Annotated in this window: 15 protein-coding genes; 6 read left to right on the plus strand and 9 right to left on the minus strand. The window is 54.1% G+C overall.

All coding sequences use genetic code 11. The features are described from left to right. Positions 1-192: 192 nt before the first annotated feature. Positions 193-360, plus strand: a complete 168-nt coding sequence (gene rmf / locus MC50_RS17430; protein ID WP_004871568.1) for a ribosome modulation factor — start codon at positions 193-195, stop codon at positions 358-360. Between the two features lie 66 nt (positions 361-426). On the opposite strand, the gene fabA is transcribed toward rmf, so the two are convergent. Further along, a complete protein-coding gene (fabA, locus tag MC50_RS17435; RefSeq protein WP_004860150.1) occupies positions 427-945 on the minus strand; it encodes a bifunctional 3-hydroxydecanoyl-ACP dehydratase/trans-2-decenoyl-ACP isomerase in 519 nt (172 codons plus the stop codon). Positions 946-1,014: 69 nt separating this feature from the next. Next, complete coding sequence (locus tag MC50_RS17440) at positions 1,015-2,772, minus strand: AAA family ATPase (RefSeq protein ID WP_032688497.1); 1,758 nt, start codon at positions 2,770-2,772, stop codon at positions 1,015-1,017. Positions 2,773-2,957: 185 nt separating this feature from the next. Here MC50_RS17440 and matP point away from each other — a divergent pair, with 185 nt between their 5' ends. Next, on the plus strand, positions 2,958-3,410 hold the full coding sequence (matP, locus tag MC50_RS17445) for a macrodomain Ter protein MatP (protein ID WP_004860155.1): 453 nt from the start codon (positions 2,958-2,960) through the stop codon (positions 3,408-3,410). 105 nt (positions 3,411-3,515) lie between these two features. Here the strand turns inward: matP and ompA are convergent, their stop codons facing one another. Both ompA and sulA read right to left on the minus strand, forming a co-directional pair. After that, on the minus strand, positions 3,516-4,586 hold the full coding sequence (ompA, locus tag MC50_RS17450; RefSeq protein ID WP_032688496.1) for a porin OmpA: 1,071 nt from the start codon (positions 4,584-4,586) through the stop codon (positions 3,516-3,518). 352 nt (positions 4,587-4,938) lie between these two features. Beyond that, positions 4,939-5,448 (minus strand): SOS-induced cell division inhibitor SulA, encoded by a 510-nt coding sequence (sulA, locus tag MC50_RS17455; RefSeq protein ID WP_032688495.1) that lies wholly within the window; start codon positions 5,446-5,448, stop codon positions 4,939-4,941. Positions 5,449-5,908: 460 nt separating this feature from the next. On the opposite strand from sulA, the gene MC50_RS17460 reads away from it, so the two are divergent. Then, positions 5,909-6,532 (plus strand): TfoX/Sxy family DNA transformation protein, encoded by a 624-nt coding sequence (locus MC50_RS17460; protein WP_032688494.1) that lies wholly within the window; start codon positions 5,909-5,911, stop codon positions 6,530-6,532. Here the strand turns inward: MC50_RS17460 and yccS are convergent. Next, on the minus strand, positions 6,520-8,658 hold the full coding sequence (yccS, locus tag MC50_RS17465; RefSeq protein WP_047664558.1) for a YccS family putative transporter: 2,139 nt from the start codon (positions 8,656-8,658) through the stop codon (positions 6,520-6,522). The genes MC50_RS17460 and yccS overlap by 13 nt on opposite strands. 17 nt (positions 8,659-8,675) lie before the next feature. Beyond that, a complete protein-coding gene (locus MC50_RS17470) occupies positions 8,676-9,122 on the minus strand; it encodes a YccF domain-containing protein (protein WP_004860167.1) in 447 nt (148 codons plus the stop codon). Between the two features lie 122 nt (positions 9,123-9,244). On the opposite strand from MC50_RS17470, the gene helD reads away from it, so the two are divergent. Next, a complete protein-coding gene (gene helD, locus MC50_RS17475) occupies positions 9,245-11,299 on the plus strand; it encodes a DNA helicase IV (protein WP_047664560.1) in 2,055 nt (684 codons plus the stop codon). 28 nt (positions 11,300-11,327) lie between these two features. On the opposite strand, the gene mgsA is transcribed toward helD, so the two are convergent. Beyond that, entirely contained in the window at positions 11,328-11,786 is a 459-nt protein-coding gene (gene mgsA / locus MC50_RS17480; protein ID WP_032688625.1) for a methylglyoxal synthase, read from the minus strand. 153 nt (positions 11,787-11,939) lie between these two features. Here mgsA and MC50_RS17485 point away from each other — a divergent pair, with 153 nt between their 5' ends. Next, on the plus strand, positions 11,940-12,353 hold the full coding sequence (locus MC50_RS17485) for a CoA-binding protein (protein WP_032688491.1): 414 nt from the start codon (positions 11,940-11,942) through the stop codon (positions 12,351-12,353). A gap of 34 nt (positions 12,354-12,387) precedes the next feature. Here the strand turns inward: MC50_RS17485 and hspQ are convergent, their stop codons facing one another. Both hspQ and rlmI read right to left on the minus strand, forming a co-directional pair. After that, positions 12,388-12,705 carry a heat shock protein HspQ gene (gene hspQ, locus MC50_RS17490; RefSeq protein ID WP_004860177.1) on the minus strand — a complete coding sequence of 106 codons (318 nt, stop codon included), beginning with the start codon at positions 12,703-12,705 and terminating at the stop codon, positions 12,388-12,390. 59 nt (positions 12,706-12,764) lie between these two features. Further along, positions 12,765-13,967, minus strand: coding sequence for a 23S rRNA (cytosine(1962)-C(5))-methyltransferase RlmI (rlmI, locus tag MC50_RS17495; RefSeq protein ID WP_032688490.1), 1,203 nt, complete (start codon positions 13,965-13,967; stop codon positions 12,765-12,767). A gap of 189 nt (positions 13,968-14,156) precedes the next feature. Between rlmI and MC50_RS17500 the strand changes: the two genes are divergently transcribed. After that, positions 14,157-14,711, plus strand: a complete 555-nt coding sequence (locus MC50_RS17500; RefSeq protein ID WP_032695678.1) for a kinase inhibitor — start codon at positions 14,157-14,159, stop codon at positions 14,709-14,711. The last annotated feature ends 20 nt before the right edge of the window (positions 14,712-14,731 follow it).

Below are 14,731 nucleotides of genomic sequence, written 5' to 3' on the forward strand. Positions count from 1 at the left end.
TCGTCAGATCGTTACTTGTGCCGGTTCACATTTTTTGTACAAATGAATTTTCATGTAGCTCACAATTATGACAATGGCGTGAATTTTGCGCATTGACGTTGCCTCTGATTCGCGGTATTCGTTAACCGTGGTTGCATATTTAGTGACCACTGTTTTCTTTTCCACCAGATCAAATAATGAGGGAAACGAGGCATGAAGAGACAAAAACGAGATCGCCTGGAACGGGCACATCAACGTGGATACCAGGCCGGGATAACCGGAAGATCGAAAGAAATGTGTCCCTACCAGACCTTGAACCAAAGGTCCTACTGGCTAGGAGGCTGGCGAGAAGCCATGGAGGACAGGGTACAAACTGCCTGACTGTCTCTTTAAAAAAAGAAGCCTCCGCAGAGCGGGGGCTTCGCCTTTTTCAAGCATTGCTGCTTATCAGAATGCGGACGTATCCTGGAACAGACCCACTTTCAGATCGTTTGCGGTGTAGATCAGACGATCGTCAACCAGCACTTCACCATCCGCCAGGCCCATAATCAGACGACGGTTAACAACGCGTTTGAAGTGAATACGGTAAGTGACTTTCTTTGCCGTCGGCAGTACCTGGCCGGTGAATTTCACCTCGCCAACTCCCAGCGCGCGGCCTTTGCCTTCGCCACCGAGCCAGCCCAGATAGAAGCCTACCAGCTGCCACATGGCATCCAGCCCCAGACAGCCAGGCATAACCGGATCGCCGATAAAGTGGCAACCGAAGAACCACAGGTCCGGGTTAATATCGAGTTCTGCTTCAACATAACCTTTATCGTAGTTACCACCCGTCTCAGTCATTTTGATGACGCGGTCCATCATCAGCATATTCGGCGCGGGTAACTGTGGGCCTTTTGCGCCAAACAGTTCACCACGGCCAGAGGCAAGAAGGTCTTCTTTCGTATAGGATTCGCGTTTATCTACCATGTTTTCAGTAAGCCTTATTTTGAGTTCGGGACGCAGGATAGCTAACACGTGTAAGCTGAACAAGTCCGATCAGTTAGAACCTGAACCACCTAACCAGCGTAGCGGCCACGGAAAACGATGACGACTCTCTTGCTGCGTCGCCTGCGCGATCCGTTCCTGGATGGTTTGCCGTAAAGTTTGCCCTTCGCCATCCCATAGCAGCTGGGTCAGAACCGGCAGCGCTTCCGTGACATCTTCCACCGCCCAGATGAAAAACTGCTCGTCAGCGACGGCCTGCCGGAGTTCTGCTGCCAGACTCAGGTGGCGGATATTTGCCGCAGGAATAATGACCCCTTGCTTACCGGTTAATCCGCGCTGCTGGCAAATGGTGAAAAAGCCTTCGATCTTCTCATTAAGGCCGCCTACCGGCTGCACGCGACCAAACTGATCGACGGAACCGGTAATGGCAATGCTCTGATTAATCGGTACGCCGGCGAGAGCACTGATTAGCGCACATAGCTCGGCCATCGAGGCGCTGTCGCCGTCGACTTCACTGTAGGATTGTTCGAAGGTCAGCGAAGCCGTGAAGGGGAGCTGCTGTTCGAGCTCCAGCTCGGACATCAGGAACGCCTGCATGATCATCATGCCTTTGGCATGGATGTTGCCACCCAGCTCCGCCTTACGTTCAACGTCGATGAACTCACCGTCACCGATGTGTACGACGCAGCTGATGCGAGACGGTTCGCCAAACGGACGCGGATGTCCGGGGAATTCGATGACCGACAAGGCGTTAATCTGGCCGATGCATTCGCCTTCGGTTTCAATCATTATCTGCTCTTGCAGGATTTCATCCTGAATCCGCTCGGCGAGATAGCCTTCACGCCACTCGCGCCGGGCCAGCATGGTTTGCATCTCTTCCGCGGTGATCTGCCCACCTTCGCAGAACGCCGCTGCTTCTCGCAGCTGACGGGCTATCCAGAGCGGGCACAGCGGTAATGTCTCCTGATCGCCGGTATAACGCGCGGCTTCCTGAATCAACAGGGGCCAGGCGTCAGCGGCCAGTTCCGGTAGTCCGAGCTGCTGCGCGTTTTTCCCGACCCACTGACACCACAGTTTGAGCGTATCCGCATCGGCAATCTGTAGATTCTCTTCGTATTCGCTGTAAATCGCCTGAGCGGAGAGTTCGGGCTCCATCTCCTGGAAATCGGCCAATGAATCACGCTCCCCAACCAGAATCACCTTCAGGCTGAGCGGCATAGAGGGAATCGCGACCGGCAGAGGACGAGACTCATCAATGGACAGCCAGTCAAAGCGCTGGCGGGTGACCATGCTTTTCAGGCGCATCCAGAGCAGCGGTTGAGCGAGTAACGCGCGCAGAGAGATAATCAGTACGCCGCCGTTGGCCCGGTGCACCAGACCTGGCTGGAGAGTGATTTCGCCGTTAAATTGCCGTACGCAGCCAAAGAGCTGCTCTGCTTCTATCCAGTCGGCAGATTCAACCGGTGCGGAGCTGGCAAAATTATCGTCGGCATCTTTAGCCGGGGTGAGGGTGACGTTGCCGCCATTGACCTGATAGCGCACACCGTAGAGCGGTGCGGCAGGCTCATGTAAGGTTCGCGTTTCCGTCGCCAGCCACTGCAGGTACTCCGGTTCTTCCGGGGCTTTCACCAGCATGAATGGCGAGATGGTCGGAGTCACCAGAAGCTGCTCCAGACCATAGAATAAACGGGGCTGCAGTTCGCCGGAGAGGCCATCTTCTGCCTGAGCTAAATCGGCTTGTGCAAACAGCGCCTGATAACTTTCCGTATCAGGAGCAAGGTCGTTTCGGGTAAGTTTCGTAATGGTCAAAGTCGCTGTTTTTTAGTCAGATGTAAAACGCGCGATTATACCTGATGCTGCGTCTGAGCACACGGGGGATTGCGTTTGCCGTGATGATTACCGGGTTACCTGCATCACGAATGATGATTTATTCTCAGCACATTGGGAAAAAACTGATATCCTGAAATGAGTTACACGGTCACATTGAGATCGCAATGAAATATCAACAACTGGAAAATCTTGAAAGCGGCTGGAAATGGAAATATCTGGTAAAAAAGCACCGGGAAGGTGAGCTGATTACCCGCTACATTGAAGCCAGCGCAGCGAAAGCCGCGGTCGATGTCTTACTGACGCTCGAAAATGAACCTGTTCTGGTGCATACCTGGATTGAGCAGCATATGAATCCGGAGTTAATGAACCGGATGAAGCAGACAATCCGCGCGCGTCGGAAACGGCACTTCAACGCTGAGCATCTGCACACGCGTAAAAAATCGATCGATCTGGAGTTTATCGTCTGGCAGCGCCTGGCGGGACTCGCGCAGCGGCGTGGAAAAACCCTGTCTGAAACCATCGTACAGTTGATTGAAGACGCCGAGCATAAAGAGAAGTACGCCAGTAAAATGTCCAGCCTGAAGCATGATTTACAGGTGCTGTTGGGGAAAGAGTAGCTGCAGAGGACAGGGCGAGACAGTATCGGGCAGGCTATGTGTTGATGCCAGAAATAAGTCCAAAAAAAACCCCGCAAAAGCGGGGTTTTTTATCGGTAGTAAAACTTAAGCCTGCGGCTGAGTTACTACGTCTTTGTAACCTTTAACTTCGATCTCTACGCGACGATCTGGGCCCAGGCAGTCGATCAGTGCAGCGCGAGCTTTCACGTTGTCACAGGTATTGCCGGTAACCGGGTTGGATTCACCCATACCACGTGCGGAGATTTTGCCAGCCGGGATACCTTTAGATACCAGGTAATCAACAACGGACTGAGCACGTTTCTCAGACAGCTGCTGGTTGTAAGCGTCAGAACCGATACGGTCGGTGTAGCCCAGAACCACTGCAGAACCGTCTTTCGGATCCATGTTGCTCAGCTGAGTGTACAGCTGATCCAGTGCCTGCTGACCTTCCGGTTTCAGGGTAGATTTGTTGAAGTTGAACAGAACGTCAGACTTCAGAGTGAAGTGCTTAGTCGTCACTTCCGGAGCCGGTGCCGGTGCCGGAGCAACAACCGGAGCTGCTTCTTCCTGACCGAAACGGTAAGAAACACCCAGGCTCAGCATGCCGTTGTCAGGACGCGCGCCAACGGTACCTGCGTCACCGATGTTGTTAACCCACTGGTATTCCAGACGGGTAGCGATGTCACGAGTAACAGCCCACTCTAAACCACCAGCAAATACCGGGGATACGCCAGTGTCGTGTTCGCTGCGGGATACGCCGGTAGAACCGTAGTTGCCGTCAGCATCTGCACGCCAGACCATACCACCCAGACGGGTATAGATATCCAGATCGTCAGTGATCGGGTAACCCAGTTTAGCAGTCAGCTGAACGCCCTGAGCTTTGAAAGCGCCGTTGTCTACGCTGCCTTTATAAGCCATACGGCCCAGCCAGTCGTAACCCATTTCAAAACCGAGGTACGGGTTAACCTGATAACCACCGAACGCACCAGCACCCAGCTGATCGTTACGGGTCGGGCCGTTGTTGTTCTGGAAACCGTTACCGTAGAAACCGGTATCGTGATACTGGGACCAGCCCAGTTTACCACCTGCATACCAGGTGTTATCTTTCGGTGCGGCCTGCGCTACGGTAGCGAAGCCAGCCAGTGCCACTGCAATCGCGATAGCTGTCTTTTTCATTTTTTGCGCCTCATTATCATCCAAAATTCGCCATGAAGTTACAAAAGACCTCACGGTTAAATCCTTCACCCGGGGCGTGACTTGTTGTTAACTATGCTGATACATGCAGCGTAAGCCGATCACCCCTGGCGATGTAAAGTCTACAACTTAGTTCGAAACTTACAAGTGTGAACTCCGTCAGGCATATGAAAAAAAAGGGTTGTGTACACAAGATTTAACAAATATGGTTAATTTTTATTCACCAAATAAAGCCGCGAAACCGCATCAGACAGGCATTCCGCTACAAATCACCCTGTTTTAAAAAGGGTATTGTTGTAAGCAAAAAAAATTCCAGGATTAATCCTAATTTGGCTTAATGATACAAATTCGAGTGAATTTTTAGCCCGCTGAGTTGTCTCCCAGCCTGGTTCGTATTTCCAACCGGCCGCATGATAAACCCCATTGCATTACCCTCTTGTGCGGCAATGGCCAGGCGTTCATGCTCTTCTGCCGCCAGCTCATCTGCCAGCCAGCCAATCACCACACTGTAATTCCCAGTGCGCAGCGCGCGGATCATCGACTCGACGGTGTTGAAAGGGGAGAGCTGATTAATCTGCATAACCTTCGACAGCGGTAATCCGGAAGACTGAACCCATTCGCGACTCAATTTCTGCTTCGGCGTCAGCCAGAGCTGCCAGCGAGACTGCTGGCCGAGCTGCTGTAATAAAGGTAGCAGGAGTAATTGTGTCATCATCGGTTGATCTTCACGGTAGACAATTTCACTGATCAGCCCGCTGGCCGGTTGTTCGACAACGTCATGTGAAGGGCGACGTACTGAAGCAGAAGTCAGTGATGAACGATTTGCGTAAGCTGAAGTAAACATAGTCTATCCCGCCTGTGGGTTACTGTATGAATATACAGTATATCCAGCAGGGGAAAAGATCAACCTCATTTATCGCTTCATTGGTTGAAAATTGTACATGATTTTTGTCGATTCCGCGCCTGACCGTTCTGGTGGGGAGAGCGGAGAGCGCGATTCTTATCACCAATCGTCGTGGCGCAAGCCAAGCGCCTGGCCCATCGCTATATGCACATTGCCCAGGTTTACCATGCGGCTTGACAAACTATTCACCGGCATTTCAGTGAGCAGGGCTGGCGTATTTATTACTTATATATCGGGTATTCCCGCCAGACTGTTTTCTGAAAGCCCCTCGCAAAATGATGATTAAATGTTGAACAGTGTAAAAATCATCTTGCTGCAATATACGAAGTCACTTATTTTCTATATTAACGGATCCGTTAACAAATAATCTTCTATTTACATGATTAACAAAGGAATAATCATGAAGAAAATGTCATCTTTACGGTTCCATCAACTCCAGGAATGTTTATCTCCACTCGGCAAAATAAGCTGTCGCCCGCTCTTTGGCGGCTATAGCCTTGCCATAGACGATACCGTTTTTGCCATGGTCGCCGAGGGCGAAATCTATCTTAAAATTTGTGAGCAGAGCGCGGAATATCGCGTTGTGCATGCCACTCCACTCTTGACGATGCGGAAAAATGGTCGCCCGGTCTTACTGAAATATTATCAGGTTGACGAGACCCTCTGGGGTGATAGTAAAACGCTTTTCAATCTGTCGGCGTCCTCATTACAAAGTGCACGCAATGAAAAGCGTCTACAGCATGCGTCCGGAAGATTAAAAGATCTCCCGAATATCAGTTTTCATATGGAGCTGCTGTTGATTAACGCAGGCGTGAGCGATGAAAAAATGCTCCGTCAGTTTGGTGCGGAGAAAGTCTGGTTGAAATTGCGGGAATCAAACAAAGCACTTACGTTGAATGTTCTCTATGCGCTGGAAGGGGCTATTGCCGGGGTGCATTCCGCAGCGCTCCCGACGCAGCGGCGTCAGGAGCTTAAGGTATGGGCCGGCAGCCAGCACAAAAATATCGATCTTTACTCGGGTTGAACCGCAACCTGCTTTTGCAACCTGCAGATTTCCGGCAACAGCGCCAGCAGCAGACCAATTTGCTGCAGCACCAGCGGCTCTTTGCTGTCAGCCCGGGGCTCAAGATGTTGGATCCGGGTCTGCAAACTATTAAGCGCCTGCTGCACCCGCTGTTCGTCGGCAGGCGTGTGGTGCAGCGCATCATCAACGTAGCAGACGGCATCATCAAGCAGGGCGAGAATTTCCGTAGTCGTGAGTTTTTCCCGGTGCGCACCGAGTGCGGAAATATAGCTGGTAAAGGTATGGTTCAGGCAAAGTAAACGGAATGCCGTTTCGCGCATGGCTGAGTTAGCCCGCGGTTCCGTCGACAGGTTTGATACCACAGATGCCAGTTCACCATCCCGGCTATGGGCATCGCGACGGGCAACGCGATAGGCCAGGCGGTTATCGCGTCCCTGGTGATATTGCTCGAGGATGGCATCGAGGTAGCGGCAGTTGGCGTTGATAGCCTGATCCAGCGCCCGTGGCAGATTGCGGAACTTCCAGTCTGGCCAGATAAAGCTCACCGCCGCCCAGGCGATAGCACAGCCAATCAGCGTATCGAAAATACGCGGCAGCGCGACCTCGAAACCTTCGCCTAGCAGGTTAAAGCACAGCAGAACCAGCAGGGTGATGAACATCGTCGCGTGGGCATACTGCACGTTGCGAAAAGCAAAGAACAGCACGCCGGTCAGAACAATGAGCAGCAGTTGGCCTTCAACCGATGGCACGAGCAGTAATATCGGCAGGCCTATGGCCACCCCGATCAGGGTACCGATAATCCTCAGCGCGAGTCGATGACGGGTGGCGTTATAGTTCGGCTGGCAGACAAACAGGCTGGTCAGGAGTATCCAGTAACCGTGGTTTAAGCCGGTGAACTGGATAAACGCATAGCCGGTACAGAGGACCAATGACATCCTGACCGCATGACGGAACAGAGCCGATTCTGGCGACATGTTGCGGCGCAGCCGCAGCCAAATATCGCTGAAACTGTTAAGTCCGTCGTCTGCGAGCAGGTTTTCGGTTGCGCTGTTCGCCGGGGCACTGCTGCTTTGCGCCGACTCAATGGTTGCCAGCTGAGCGTCGATAGCGCGGAGATTGTTAAGCAGAAAGCCCAGCGCTTTCATCTGTTCAGCCGGAGCGCCGCTGGCCTGCACGCGGTCGAGGGCGGCATCAAGGTGCATAAATGCCCGCTCGAAATGGGCATCGTGCTGGTAGGGCTCGCGTAAAAGAATCGCGCGGGACAGTTTCTGGCATGCCTGCGCCTGCATCGACAGCATGCGCTGGAAGCGGAACATCACATCGCTATAGCGAAAATGATCGCGCAGCGTTTGGTACTGAATGTGCGATGAACTGGCGCGCTCGTGAATATCCTGAGCAACAAAGTAGTATTGCAATGTGCGACGGGTGCCGCGCTGGCCGCGGTCGCCGCGCAGACGCGTCAGCAGAGAGACCTTGGTCTGATTGAGCGTCGTCACCAGTTGACCATTGGCAATGGCTAAATCATATAGCGGCGCCTGGCTCTCATCCTCAATATCCGGGTCAAACAGACGGGATTTAAGATCCAGGTAATGCGCCAGCTGTTCATAGCTGCGCGCAAGATTATCCTGAAGAGGGCGAATCGGGAAAATCAGGTGTCCGCAGAGGGTCAGCAGGTTGTACCAGACTGCACCGGTCAGCAGAAAGAACGGCTGCAGATACCAGCGATCGTAGAGCGTTACCCCCAGCATGGTATAAATGGCGATCAGCAAGGCGCCAAATGCGATGGTGGCGTAACGCTGCCCCAGACCGCCGAGCAAGATAAATCCGGTGGTCGATACGGTTAACCCAAGCGCAAACAGCCAGGGCCAGGGGAACAGTAGCTCCACCGAAGCGGAAGCAATAAAGAAACACACTAGCGTGATGGCCAGATTGCGCAACCGGCCGGCCAGACGATCGTCGAGGTCGGTCAATGCCGCGGCCACCACGCCCAGCGTCAGGGGAATGGTCAGTTTGACTTCGCCAAGCCACCATGGAACGGCGGTTGTGCCGCAGAGTGCGATAAAAATCCTGGCGTTATATAGCCAGGCACTGTTCCATGTATAACGGCGTAGCAAGGGGCTAAGCATGGTCGTGTTCCGTCCGGTTACTGAAAGCGACGACGCGCATTCGCTTCACGCGCGGCGCGAGCTGTTTCGACGGAAACCACTCGACGTCCCACCGGCCATAATGCAATGGCGGCAATTTTAAAATTGGCAATACCGACCGGGATGCCAATGATGGTCAGGCATTGGGCGATGCCGCTGAAAATATGCATCAGGCACAGCCACCAGCCAAAAAAGATAAACCACAAAATATTCAGAATCGTGCCACCGGCATTCAGCAGGCTATTTTTGCCTTGCGGTTCAAGTTCATCGACATGAATGGCTTCATTACCGTAAGGCAGCAAGGAGAGTCGGGTAATCTCCCAGCATGAGCGGGTTAATGGCAGGGTGAAGATCAGGATGATGCTGACCAGAGTTGCCAGCAGCCAGCCCAGCGTGGTGGCGAAACCGCCAAGGATAAAGTTCAAAATATTCAGAATGGTACGCATAAACCCTCAGTTCAGTCCTGGAGATAATAAGTCCTGACCATTGTAACGTTTTTTACGCTGGAGCACCTGGTCGCTGGCGGTTAAACTTAAAAACATCCAACCTGATTGAAATTCGGCATGATATGGAACTTAAAGCGACAACATTGGGCAAACGTATGGCACAGCATCCCTACGACCGGGTGCAACTGCTAAACGCGGGAGTAAAAGTCTCGGGTGATAACCATGAGTATCTTATCCCTTTCAATCAGTTATTGTCAGTTCAATGTAAGCGCGGCCTGGTCTGGGGCGAACTGGAGTTCGTTTTACCGGACAGCAAAGTCGTGCGTTTACACGGCACCGAGTGGAATGAAACGCAGCGTTTTTATCATCATCTGAATACACTGTGGCAGCAGTGGAGCGCGGAAATGAGCTGTATTGCCGCCGGTGTTCTCCAGCAGCAGCTGGAGGAGGTTGCCCGCGCCAGCGCCGAAGGCAAGTGGCTGACCCGTCAGCAGGTTACTGACATTCAGGTGAAGATTCGTCGTGCGTTGACCGGTCTGCCAATGCCGACCAGCCGTCTTGAGGCTTTCGAGAACTGTCGTGAGCTGTGGCGGCAGTGCCAAAGCTGGCTGGCCGATACCGAAGAGGCCCGGCTGGCTCATAATCAGGCTTTTACGGAATCGATGCTGGAGCAGTATCGCGGATTTTTTACCAGCGTCGAAACCTCTCCGCTGAATCCTGCGCAGGCGCGGGCGGTGGTCAACGGCGAGCGCGCTTTATTGGTGCTTGCCGGGGCCGGAAGCGGCAAAACGTCCGTGCTAGTGGCGCGAGCCGGATGGTTATTAACGCGGGGAGAAGCCGCCGCCGACCAGATTCTGCTGCTGGCATTTGGCCGCCAGGCGGCGCAGGAAATGGATGAGCGTATTCGTGAACGGCTGGGTTCAGAAGAAATTACGGCGCGTACCTTTCACTCTCTGGCACTGCATATTATTCAGCAGGGCAGCAAAAAAGTGCCGAACATCAGCAAGCTGGAGAGCGACAGCACGGCCCGCCAGACCTTGCTGCTGAAAAACTGGCGCCAGCAGTGTCAGGAGAAAAAAGCGCAGGCCAAGGGGTGGCGGCAGTGGCTGGAAGAAGAGATGGGCTGGCAGGTGCCGGACGGCGAATTCTGGCAGGATAAAAAAATTCAGCGACGGATGGCCAGTCGCCTCGATCGCTGGGTTAGTCTGATGCGAATGCACGGGGGATCGCAGGCGGAGATGATCGCCGGCGCGCCGGAAGAGGTGCGCGACCTGTTCAGTAAGCGCGTTAAGCTGATGGCGCCGTTGTTAAAAGCGTGGAAAACGGCGCTGAAAGACGAAGGCGCGGTCGATTTTTCCGGGTTGATACATCAGGCGATTAATATTCTGGATAAAGGACGCTTCGTCAGCCCGTGGAAACATATCCTGGTCGACGAGTTCCAGGATATCTCGCCGCAGCGCGCCGCCTTGCTTGCTGCGCTGCGTCGGCAGAACACGCAGGCGACGTTATTTGCCGTTGGCGATGACTGGCAGGCTATCTATCGCTTTAGCGGGGCACAACTCTCTTTGACCACCGCATTTAATCACTATTTTGGCGAAGGCGATTGCTGCGCGCTGGATACCACCTACCGGTTTAACGGGCGTATTGGGGAGGTGGCGAACGGCTTTATACAACAAAACCCGCATCAGTTGAGTAAACCATTGAACAGCCTGACGGCCGGAGACAAGAAAGCCGTAACGTTGCTGGCGGACGATAAGCTCGACGATCTCCTCGATAAGCTCAGCGGCTACGCGAAACCGGAGCAGCGGATTTTATTGCTGGCGCGCTACCATCATTTGAAACCTGAGGCGCTGGAAAAAGCGGCGACGCGCTGGCCGCATCTGCAGCTCGATTTTATGACCATCCATGCCAGTAAAGGTCAGCAGGCGGATTATGTCATTGTCCTGGGACTTCAGGATGGTGATGATGCGTTTCCGGCCCCGGCGCGTGAATCCATTATGGAGCAGGCGCTGCTGCCGCAGCCGGAGGATTTTCCGGATGCGGAAGAGCGACGTTTGCTCTATGTCGCTATCACGCGTGCCCGGCTTCGCGTCTGGCTATTGTTCAACAAAGCGCGGCCTTCGCCATTTGTCGAAATGTTAGAAGATCTGGATGTGCCGGTGGCGAGAAAACCGTAAGTGCCGGCGGGCGGGCCGCCGGCCGGGATTACTTCAGCCGGTCGGCGAGGTAACGTTGATAATCCGGGATCAGAATATCGAGAGGTTCAGCGAAGTTCGGCGACAGAATAATAAAGTCGGCCGTTGAGGCATTGGTGGCTACAGGGATGTTCCACACCGTAGCCAGGCGCAGCAGTGCCTTGACATCCGGGTCGTGCGGCACGGCGTTGAGCGGATCCCAGAAGAAAATCAGCACATCGATTTTACCTTCCGAAATTAGCGCGCCGACCTGCTGATCGCCACCCATCGGTCCGCTCAGCATCGCGTTAACCTCCAGCCCGGTTGCGCGGGAGATAAGGTTACCGGTGGTGCCGGTTGCATAGAGTTCGTGCTGGGCCAGCAGCGGCTGGTGGCGCTCAACCCATTTCATCAGCATATCTTTACAGTGATCGTGAGCAACCAGCGCGATATGTTTGCGTGCGGGTAACGTACGTGTCGTCAGTTCCATATTTTTATTCCACATTTTGACCTGCAGACAGATTACTGGAAGTGACTGTTGCTGCAAGCATCCGGGTGAAAATTTTTGACGTATCCGTAAGTCAGGATGCATGGCCCGTTCAGTCGGATAAGCATACACTTGGGCTAAAGAGTGGAGGATTAAATGAAAGAGAACGATATCGCAGGCATTCTCACCTCAACCCAGACGATTGCGCTGGTGGGGGCGAGTGACAAACCGGATCGCCCAAGTTATCGGGTGATGAAATACCTTCTTGAACAGGGCTATCACGTTATCCCTGTTGCGCCGAAAGTCGCTGGTACCACGCTGATGGGGCAGAAAGGCTACGCCACCCTTGGCGATGTGCCGGAAAAAGTGGATATGGTCGATGTCTTTCGCAACTCCGATGCGGCGCTGGCCGTTGCTCAGGAGGCCATCGCCATTGGTGCGAAAACGCTGTGGCTGCAGCTGGGCGTGATTAACGAACAGGCGGCGGTACTGGCGCGCGAGGCTGGGCTGAATGTGGTGATGGATCGCTGCCCGGCGATTGAAATACCGCGTTTAGGGCTGGCGAAGTAAATAACAAACCCCGCGATAGCGGGGTTTTTTTACATCAGTTACGTAGCCGCGGGGCCTGCAGCTGTCGGCGAATCGTTCTGGCCAGCTCGTCCATCGACGGCTGTTCCGGATGTTCGTCGCTGGCTTCACCGCTCAACTGCGCTTCCGCAAGATAAGTGTGGATCGGCTGGCCGTCCTCATCTTCCATGACCACATGATACCAGGGCGACGCGCGCAGTTCGTCATTGGCTGCAATTTCATCCTCTTCCGGCTCGGCGAGCGAGTATACGGGATCGATATCAACAACCACGCCGAGGTAGCCCAATAGCGTATGGCGAACCTGCTGGCCGATACCGAATTTGCTGGCAATCATAGGCACCTCCTGGGAAACGTTATTACCTGCTATATGCGGGCAATGTTCCGCTTTTCAAGTTACATGATGCGACAGGCAAACCCTTTCAGATACAGCCCTTCCGGGTAGGTTGCAATCACCGGGTGATCGGCAGCCTGACGGAACTGTTCTATAAATTGTACATCACGTCCGGCATCAATTGCGGCATCGGCAATGATTTTCTGAAATAAATCGGTCGCCATCAAACCCGAGCAGGAGAAGGTCAGCAGGATACCGCCGGGATTCAAGAGCTGAATCGCCAGCATGTTGATATCTTTATAGCCGCGGCAGGCGCCCATCAACTGGTTTTTATTCTCGACGAACTTCGGCGGATCCATGACGATAACGTCAAACTTCTCCCCCTGATCGCGATATTTACGCAGCAGTTTAAAGACGTCGTCGCGAACAAATTCCGCTCTGGAAAGGTCCAGCTTGTTCAGCTCTACGTTTTGTTTCGCAACGTCCAGCGCCTCCTGGGAGGTATCCACGCTAATAACCTGGCGGCAGCCGCCCATCAGAGCGGAAACAGCGAAACCACCGGTGTAGGAAAAGCAGTTAAGAACGCGCTTGTCGGTGACATAGCGGCGGGTCGCCAGACGGCTATCGCGCTGGTCGAGGTAGTAACCGGTTTTGTGGCCGCCCTGAATATCTACCAGCAGCTGCATACCGTGCTCGGTAATCGGCAGCAGGGCCGGCGGCAGTTCGCCGACGACGGGACCCTGAGCCAGCTCCAGTCCCTCTTTTTTACGCACCGCGACGTCGCTCCGATCGTAGATAGAGCAGTCCGGAAACAGCGTTTGCAACGCGCTGATGATGGCGGCACGCTGGTATTCAGCACCGGCGCTCAGCAGCTGTAGTACGAAGAAGTTACCAAAACGATCGATGGTCACGCCCGGCAGGCCGTCGGATTCTCCGGCGATCAGACGATAGCTATCAAGGCCATCGCGGGCCGCCAGCCATTCGCGCCAGGTCTGAGCCTGCTGCAGACGACGCTCGAAAAAAGCGTTATCGATAGCTTCATTGCGATCGAAGCTCCAGACGCGAGCGCGGATCTGCGAAGAGGGCGAATACGCGCCGCGGGCCAGCCATTTTCCCTGCGAATCAACGATATCGATGGTCTCACCGGAACGAGCTTTACCTTCCATCCGGGCGACGGCGCCGGAGAAAATCCACGGATGGCGACGCAGCAGGGATTTCTCGCGTCCTTTGGTTAACACTAAGCGGGGGAAAATGGAATCTGTCATGGAGCTACCTTTAAGCAACGGGAATGTCGCACCGTAAAATGGCGCGTAGGTTAGCACAAGTGACCGGCGCAAGCATCATTCCACCTGCGCCGACAGGTGAGCGTTTCGGCACAAAATGCCGGCGCTTTGGCACAATAAAAACCTTCCCGGGATCTTACAGTGATTCCTCACCCAACGGAGGAAAACACGATGAAAACAGGATCCCGGTTAGCGACAATCTTGATTGCGGTTATCAGTACCAGCGCGGCAGCAGCGCCATTTCGCGTCACCAGCAGCGATATGCGCGAAGGCGACAGCCTGGCGACATCCCAACAGTTTAATGGTTTTGGCTGTCGCGGGGGGAATGTCTCGCCCCAGTTGACCTGGGAACATGCGCCGACGGGTACCCGCAGTTTTGCGGTGACCGCCTACGACCCGGATGCACCCAGCGGGAGCGGGTGGTGGCACTGGACGGTGGTGAATATACCGCCGACGGTTTCCAGTCTGGCGACTGGTGCCGGAGATAAAAACAACGCTAAACTGCCAGCAGGCGCCGTGCAGGGGCGGAATGACTTCGGCTATGCGGGCTTTGGCGGAGCGTGTCCTCCGCCCGGGGATAAGCCTCATCGTTACCACTTTACGGTATGGGCGCTGAATACGGCGACATTACCGATTGATGCACAGGCCAGCGGCGCGTTGGTGGGCTTTATGCTGCGCAGCCATGCTATCGCCAGCGCCCAGCTGACGGCCATGTCAGGACGCTAAACGACAGACAGAGAGCTCAA

The organism is Klebsiella planticola, assembly GCF_000783935.2.
Lineage (GTDB): Bacteria > Pseudomonadota > Gammaproteobacteria > Enterobacterales > Enterobacteriaceae > Klebsiella > Klebsiella planticola.

Excerpts from the sequence above, each read along its gene's own strand:
- yccS (WP_047664558.1), bottom strand. The coding sequence starts at position 8,658 with ATGCTTAGCCCCTTGCTACGCCGTTATACATGGAACAGTGCCTGGCTA.
- matP (WP_004860155.1), top strand. The coding sequence starts at position 2,958 with ATGAAATATCAACAACTGGAAAATCTTGAAAGCGGCTGGAAATGGAAA.
- MC50_RS17485 (WP_032688491.1), top strand. The coding sequence starts at position 11,940 with ATGAAAGAGAACGATATCGCAGGCATTCTCACCTCAACCCAGACGATT.
- MC50_RS17500 (WP_032695678.1), top strand. The coding sequence starts at position 14,157 with ATGAAAACAGGATCCCGGTTAGCGACAATCTTGATTGCGGTTATCAGT.
- hspQ (WP_004860177.1), bottom strand. The coding sequence starts at position 12,705 with ATGATTGCCAGCAAATTCGGTATCGGCCAGCAGGTTCGCCATACGCTA.
- sulA (WP_032688495.1), bottom strand. The coding sequence starts at position 5,448 with ATGTTTACTTCAGCTTACGCAAATCGTTCATCACTGACTTCTGCTTCA.
- ompA (WP_032688496.1), bottom strand. The coding sequence starts at position 4,586 with ATGAAAAAGACAGCTATCGCGATTGCAGTGGCACTGGCTGGCTTCGCT.
- rmf (WP_004871568.1), top strand. The coding sequence starts at position 193 with ATGAAGAGACAAAAACGAGATCGCCTGGAACGGGCACATCAACGTGGA.
- rlmI (WP_032688490.1), bottom strand. The coding sequence starts at position 13,967 with ATGACAGATTCCATTTTCCCCCGCTTAGTGTTAACCAAAGGACGCGAG.
- MC50_RS17460 (WP_032688494.1), top strand. The coding sequence starts at position 5,909 with ATGAAGAAAATGTCATCTTTACGGTTCCATCAACTCCAGGAATGTTTA.
- mgsA (WP_032688625.1), bottom strand. The coding sequence starts at position 11,786 with ATGGAACTGACGACACGTACGTTACCCGCACGCAAACATATCGCGCTG.
- helD (WP_047664560.1), top strand. The coding sequence starts at position 9,245 with ATGGAACTTAAAGCGACAACATTGGGCAAACGTATGGCACAGCATCCC.
- fabA (WP_004860150.1), bottom strand. The coding sequence starts at position 945 with ATGGTAGATAAACGCGAATCCTATACGAAAGAAGACCTTCTTGCCTCT.
- MC50_RS17470 (WP_004860167.1), bottom strand. The coding sequence starts at position 9,122 with ATGCGTACCATTCTGAATATTTTGAACTTTATCCTTGGCGGTTTCGCC.